The organism is Acidimicrobiales bacterium, assembly GCA_036270875.1.
Taxonomy (GTDB): domain Bacteria; phylum Actinomycetota; class Acidimicrobiia; order Acidimicrobiales; family AC-9; genus AC-9.
Genome location: DATBBR010000104.1, coordinates 1 through 6736, shown reverse-complemented (window position 1 = coordinate 6736; position 6736 = coordinate 1). Strand labels below are relative to the sequence as shown.

The 6736-nt window shown below is 70.2% G+C and carries 6 protein-coding genes; 3 read left to right on the top strand and 3 right to left on the bottom strand.

What is annotated here, in order from left to right:
• Together VH112_11410 and VH112_11405 are read right to left on the bottom strand one after the other, a co-directional pair.
• Positions 1-861, bottom strand: an 861-nt coding sequence (locus VH112_11410; GenBank protein HEX4540842.1) for a mechanosensitive ion channel family protein, incomplete at its 3' end; no start/stop codon positions are given.
• A 77-nt stretch (positions 862-938) separates the two neighbouring features.
• Positions 939-1430: a universal stress protein gene (locus VH112_11405; protein HEX4540841.1), complete on the bottom strand. Its 492-nt coding sequence runs from the start codon at positions 1428-1430 to the stop codon at positions 939-941.
• A gap of 239 nt (positions 1431-1669) precedes the next feature.
• On the opposite strand from VH112_11405, the gene VH112_11400 reads away from it, so the two are divergent.
• Positions 1670-3463 carry an MFS transporter gene (locus tag VH112_11400; protein HEX4540840.1) on the top strand — a complete coding sequence of 598 codons (1794 nt, stop codon included), beginning with the start codon at positions 1670-1672 and terminating at the stop codon, positions 3461-3463.
• A gap of 24 nt (positions 3464-3487) precedes the next feature.
• Here VH112_11400 and VH112_11395 read toward each other — a convergent pair whose 3' ends face one another.
• Complete coding sequence (locus VH112_11395) at positions 3488-4885, bottom strand: amidase family protein (GenBank protein ID HEX4540839.1); 1398 nt, start codon at positions 4883-4885, stop codon at positions 3488-3490.
• Between the two features lie 67 nt (positions 4886-4952).
• Here VH112_11395 and VH112_11390 point away from each other — a divergent pair, with 67 nt between their 5' ends.
• A complete protein-coding gene (locus tag VH112_11390; protein ID HEX4540838.1) occupies positions 4953-5786 on the top strand; it encodes a VOC family protein in 834 nt (277 codons plus the stop codon).
• 109 nt (positions 5787-5895) lie between these two features.
• Positions 5896-6426: a hypothetical protein gene (locus tag VH112_11385; protein ID HEX4540837.1), complete on the top strand. Its 531-nt coding sequence runs from the start codon at positions 5896-5898 to the stop codon at positions 6424-6426.
• The last annotated feature ends 310 nt before the right edge of the window (positions 6427-6736 follow it).

Sequence of the window (6736 nt, the reverse complement as noted above, 5' to 3'; positions counted from 1 at the left end):
CCCGAACGATCCGGGCACCGGTCCGACGAGCGCCTCCGCCCGCCCGTCGGACCCAGCGCGCACCCACAGGTCCCGCTGGGGGAACGGCATGGCGATGGCCGCCTTGTCGAGCGCGCCTTTCACGCTCATGGCGACGTCGCTGCGAGCCCGCCACGGGTCGATCGTATGCCAGAACAGCACCGTGAACCGTACCGACGAGTCACCGAAGTCGTGGACCCAGGCGGCCGGTGCCGGAAGCGCCTTCACCCCGCTGGTGCGCCTGGTCGCGTCGACCAGGATACGCTGCGCCTCCTCCAGGTCGATGCCGTAGCCGACCCCAACCTCGAGGCTCGACCGCCGCAGCGCTGTGCGGGTGTAGTTCACGATCGGGTTCTCGAGGACGGTCTTGTTGGGGATGAACACGTCCAGCCCGTCGTACGTGCGCACGGCCACGTTGCGGAGATCGATGTCCTCCACGACGCCCTCGAACTTGTTGTCGAGCAGCACCTGGTCGCCGCGCCGGATCGGGCGCCGGGTTTGCAGGAGCACGCCGGCCACGAAGTTCTGCAGGGTGTCCTGCAGGGCGAAGGCCAGGGCGATGCCGCCGATTCCCAGGGCACCGAGCAGGGGGCCGATCTGCACCCGAAGGGCGACGAGCGAGTACACCAGGCCCGCCACCACGATCACATAGGTGAGGAAGCGACTGACCAGCCGGCCCCACGCCCGGTCCGGATCCCGTCGGGCTGCCCGCATCACGGCACGCCTCGCCGCCTGGGTCGCCACGGCCGTCACCCCGAGGATGACCGCCACGTGAATCCAGTCCCAAGCGGTGATGCCGTGCGGGACGACGATATGGGGCTGTGTCGCCGCTCCCAGCGTCATCGACCCGGCATGCTAGCGGCGCTGGGCCACCCGCCAGAACAGCGCCTCGGGGCCCGATCGCCGGCCGGGTGTACGGCTCAGATGCTGGTGTCGACGATCAGCACGTCGCAAGGGGCGTGGTGGGCGACCTTGTTGGGCACGCTGCCCAGCACGAACCGCGTCCGGGTGCGCATCCCTACCGATCCCACGACGATCATGTCGGCCTTCCACGCCTCCGCCTCGTCCAGCAGGGCGTCCGCCGGCTCGGCCCCCACCGACTTCGGCACCACCTCGGTCACGCCCATCTCCCGGGCGACGGCGGCCGCGTTCTCGGCCACAGTCTGCGCCGCGGCCGAGGCGGTCGCCAGCCAGGTCTGGTCCGGTGGCGTGGCACCCACCCACAATCCCCCGCGGGAGGCCTCCCGATGGGCGGTGAGGATCCGGAGCTCCGCCCCGAAGACCTTGGCCATCGTCGCGGCACGGCGAACCGCCAGCATTGCCGTGGGTGACCCGTCCGTACCGACCAGGATGCGCCTGGGCAGGGCGGTCATCTCCCGCTCCCGGGCGGCTAATGCGTCTGCGTCGGACATCTTGTCTCTCCCCTCTGCCCGCCGGGCCTCATACGTCCACCGGTGAGGCGCCGGTCACTACCAGGATGGCGCGTCTCGCCGCTCCGCGACGGCCATCGCGGCTCGATCACACCAGGGCCAGCCCTTTTCGGCTCCTGTCCTGTCCCCGTGTTCACATTGCGGTAACTTCGATACCCAGCCGTCAGCGAGCGGGATGCTCTGGAGCTTTCCGCCCCTTGGCGAGGAGGGAGGCCACAGCGATGGTGGAGAACGCACAGGTCGCCGAGGCTGGGGGCAGCGGGCCGGGTCCCCTCGCACGCACGCTGTGGCACCGCCAGCTCGAGCGCTATCCCAACACCGGGCCGCGCTACGCCTATCTGCTGATCGTGGTCGTCGCCACGATCATGCTCTACTACCAGTTCTACGTGCAGGGCGCCGTGGCTCCCCAGATCACGTCGCAGCTGCACATGTCCTTTCCCTTCTTCGTCTACATCGTGGTCATCTCCAACGCGCTCGGCGCCTTCGGGTCGCTGTTCGCCGGGCTGGCCGATCGCTGGGGCCGGGCCAATCTCGTCGCCTACGGCCTGGTGTTCACGGGCGCCATGATCGCCTTCGGCGTGCCCAACTCCCCCAACAAGTACGCCTATCTCATCATGTTCTCCTCGGTCGGCTTCGTCGAGGGCATCATGCTGGTGGCCACGCCGGCCCTCGTGCGCGACTACTCGCCTCAGGTCGGCCGGGCCTCGGCCATGGGGTTCTGGACGCTGGGGCCGGTCATCGGCAGCCTGATCGTGGCCGAGGTCTCCAGCAGGACTGTCAACCATTTCCACTTCTGGTACTCGGGCGCGCAGGGCGCAGGCTTGAACGGCGTCGTTTGGCAGGACCAGTACGTCGTCTGCGGGATCGTCGGGCTGGTGGTGGCCGCAATCGCTGTGTTGTTCCTGAAGGAGCTGTCCCCCAATCTCCGGGACCAGCTGATGGTCTCCCTTCGAGACCGGGCGCTGGTCGAGGCCAGAGCCAAGGGCTTGGATCTCGGCGAAGCGCTCCGTCATCCGTGGCGCCAGATGATGCACCTCGACATCGTCGGATCGGCCGCGGCCATCAGTGTCTTCCTGATCGTCTATTACACCCTGATCGGCTTCTCGGTCCTGTACTTCGTGTTCGTCTTCAACTTCACAACGGCCCAGGCCAACAGCCTTGGTGTCTGGATATGGGCCTTCGACGCCATAGCCCTGGTCGCCATCGGTGTGCTCTCGGACAAGGTGCGTGTCCGCAAGCCCTTCATGGCGGTGGGAGGCCTGGGCGCGATCGCCATGACCTCGCTCTTCGCCTACCAGACCTACAACATCCACACTGGCTACTACACCTTCGCCTGGATCCTGAGCCTGCTGGCCATCTTCCTGGGCTTTGCCTTCTCCCCGTGGATGGCGAGCTTCACGGAGACGGTCGAGAAGCGCAACCCGGCCCTCACCGCCACCGGCCTGGCCGTGTGGGGCTGGATCATCCGAGCCATCGTCTCGATCTCGATCTTCATCCTGCCCTACGTCGTGACCACCATGACCCCGCTGTTCGAGAACGGCCCCAGGGCGCAGGCGATCCAGGCCCAGTTCCCGGCTCAGGTGCAAACGCTCACAACCCTCAACAACGTGGTGGGTAAGAACGACCCGCAGACACTGGCGGCCCTTCAGGCCAATCCCAACAACCTCGCCGCCGGCCTGAAGGCGGCCACGGAGATCGCCACGGCGACGCATATCAGCGTCGGGCAGGCGACCACGCAGCTGCTGGCGCTCAAGGCGTTGCCGCCCTCGGACCTGGCGTTCCTTACTGCCCATGGGGCCCAGCTCCAGAGCGCGCAATCCGCTGCGCCTCGCGAGTGGAGGACCTGGTGGTGGGTGTGCGTCGGGTGCGAAGCCGCCTTCATCCCGTTCATCTTCGTGATGACAGGACGGTGGAGCCCGCGGCGGGCCAAACGGGACGAGCAGGAGCACCAAGAGCTCGTGGAACGCGAGCTCCAGGCCCTGGGAACGTCGGGGGGTGTCGCCGCCCAGGCCTGACGGCCTCGGCGACAGCCGCCCGCCCTAGATCGGCGCGATGGGGTTGAGGTCGAGCCCCCGCTCCAGGGCCGCCGCGGCCCGGCTGACCACGAGGTCGCCGTGCTGGGGTCCGACCATCTGGAGGCCGACCGGCATCCCCGACTCGGTGAAGCCGGCGCACACCGTGGCCGCCGGGGACCGGGTGAGGTTGAAGGGATAGGTGAAGCGGACCCAGTTGAGGTCGGACGTGCCGTTGATGATCCCGGGCTCTCCGCTCAACGGTGTCGGGGCCGCGACCGTGGGCGTGACCAGGAGGCGGACCTCGTGGAACAGCTGCACGAGGCGCAGGTTCAGCAGGTGGCAGGCATCCTCGGCCTTGACCATGTCGAGGGCTGACAGGCTGCGGGCCCAGTCCACGGTGGCGGCGAGGCCGGGGTCGACCTGGTCCCAGACCTCCGTCCCGACGAAGGGCTCGAGGGTGCGGAGGTTGTAGGCGCTGGTCAGCTTCAACCACGGCTCGACGGGGTCCTCGGGGAAGACCTCGTCGACATCGATCACCTTCGCCCCCAGCTCCTCCATGGTGCGGACGGCCCGCTCGCACACCGCCCGCACCTCGTCGTCGAGGGGGGCGTAGCCGAGCGTCGGGGACCAGGCCACCGCGAACGGCACGTGGGCGTTGTCGAGGGCGGCGGTCCACGAGTTCTCTGGCATCGGCAGTGAGCGGAGGTCCGTGGGGTCGGGGCCGATCACGATGTCGAGGGCCTGCACCAGATCGTCGGTGGTCCGCGCCAGCAGGCCCCTCGTGGACAGGTGGTGCCAGTCGGGAGCGTGGCCGCCACCCGACGGCACCCGGCCGAGCGACGGCTTGAGGCAGGACAGCCCGCAGGCCGACGCAGGTATGCGCAACGAGCCGCCTCCGTCCGAACCCGTCGCCAGGGGCACCATGCCCGCGGCGATGGCGGCGGCGCTTCCCCCTGAAGATCCTCCCGGGCTTCGCTCCAGGTCCCACGGATTGCGGGTGGCACCGAACGTGGCGTTGTCAGTGTCCGCCTTCCAGCCCAGCTCGGGGGTGTTGGTCTTGCCGACGACCACACAGCCGGCGGCTCGGAGCCGGTCGACGAGGAGCGAGTCCGCAGTCGCCGGGGCCTGGCCGGCGAACACGGCCGATCCCCGTGTCGTCGGGAGCCCGGCGGCGTCCTCGAGGTCCTTGACACCGATGGGGATGCCCGCCAGCGGTCCGACCCGCTCGCCCCTGGCCACCGCGCTGTCGATGGCCCGGGCTGCCGCCCGGGCGCCGGCCTCGTCGAGGGCGACGAACGCGTTCACCCGATCGTCGAGCGCATCGATGCGGGCCAGGGCGTGACCCACCAGCTCCTCCGCCGAGCGCTCGCCCGTCCGCACGCCAGCGGCCAGCGCCGGCAACGTCTCCTGTCGAAAGTCCATCGGGGGAGCCTATGGCGAGCGCGCCCCGGTTGCTGGAGACTCGCCGCGCCGGCCAGCATTCGCCTCCATGATCTCCGACACCCGTCTGGACCACGTCGCCGTGGCCGTCGAGCGACGCGCCGACGCCTGGCCCCGGTACGCCGGCGACCTCGCCGGCCGATGGCGCAGCGGCGGACTGAGCCTCGGCTTCGCGCCCGCTCAGTTGGAGTATGCCGACGGCAAGAAGATCGAGATCCTGCGGCCACACCGCGTCGCCGACAACGACTTCCTGCGCCGCTTCCTGGATCGCAACGGGCCCGGACCGCACCATCTCACCTTCAAGGTGGGCGACATCGAGGACGCGCTGGCCGAAGCCAGCCTCGCCGGCTACGCCCCGCTCAACGTCGACCTCAGCGATCCGATCTGGAAGGAGGCGTTCCTCCACCCCAAAGACGCCACCGGGGTGCTCGTCCAGCTGGCCCAGGCGGACGGTGACTGGCGAACACCGCCTCCGGACGACCTTCCTGCGCCGCGCACGCCGGACCCTGCGGCCCTGGTACACGTCGCTCACGCCGTGGCGTCGCTGGACGACGGGCTACGGCTCTTCTCGGCGCTCCTCGGCGGACGCGAGGAGCGCCGGGGGGCGGCAGACCACCATCAGTGGGTCGACCTGGTGTGGCCCGAGGCGGGACGAGTACGTCTGGTGGCTCCGTCGTCCGAGGGGAGCCCGCTGTGGTCATGGCTGGGCGCCCGCGCCGGCCGCATCCTGCACCTCGGGTTCTCGTGCGACGATCCGGGCGGCGTGAACGGCGCCAGGGAACGCGGGTCGACCTGGTCGGTTGCGCCCGAGGACAACCTCGGCACGGGCCTCGTCCTGGTTCCCACCGGCAGCAACGCCTTCGACGACTGCCCCCTGCCCTGAGCAGCCTCCGGGGCGCGAGCCCGCCGAGGGCTAGCGTGGGCGAAATGGAGAGCGTTTCCGCCGCCCGCCCGCGCCCCGTTCCGTCGGCGCTGCCGGGCTCGCCGGCGTCGTGAACCCGCTCGACCAGCGGCAGCGCCAGATCACCCTGGCGGCCGCGGGCCTGGCCGCGGTCATCGTTCTCGCCATCTGGATCCCCCAGCTCGGTGCCCACGTCCGGAAGGGCCAGGTCACGCCGAGCCTGGCCCTGATCAGTGGGCTCATCCTGTCCGGGCTTCTCGCCACCTCCCTTCTGATCAACAAGCGCTACATCGTGGGGCTGGCCGCACTCTTCCTGGCCTTTCTCGGTCCCTGGGGCAACTATCCGCTGGTCGCCATTCTCTACGCCGGGTTGGCCGGGTGGCTGGTGATCACCGCCGGCCGCGAGGCGCGCGAGGAGGCGGCGAGGAAGCGGGAGGCAGCCGGGGGCGCCCCGGCCACGCCGGCCCGAGGCGGAGGCAGCCCCTCACCGCGGAGCTCGGGCCCATCGGGGGGCGCCCGGCCCCGAGGCGGCGGCTGGCTGCGCCGGGGCCAGCGCGACGAGTCCCCGACGCGCCGCAAACCACCAGGTGCTTCGCGGCGCTACACCCCGCCGAAGAGCTGAGGTTGGCGAGGCGCCTGTCACCAACCCCCCGAACGGGGCGTCCAAGGTGACATCGACCGAGGCCGGCCCGAACGGCCGCCCCCGGCGCGAGGCCAGCCCGTCGACCGAGGCCGGCCCCCAATACCGGCCCGACGAGCGCGGCCGGGCCCGGAGGCCGGCCCATGGAGCGGGATCGACAGCGGATGCTAGAGAGGTGCCGTGATCGGTGAAGCCCTGGGCGGCAAGCGCATCGCAGTGACGGGCGCCACCGGCTTTCTCGGCACCGCGCTGGTGGAGCGGCTGCTCAGAAGCGTGCCCGACTGTGAGGTCA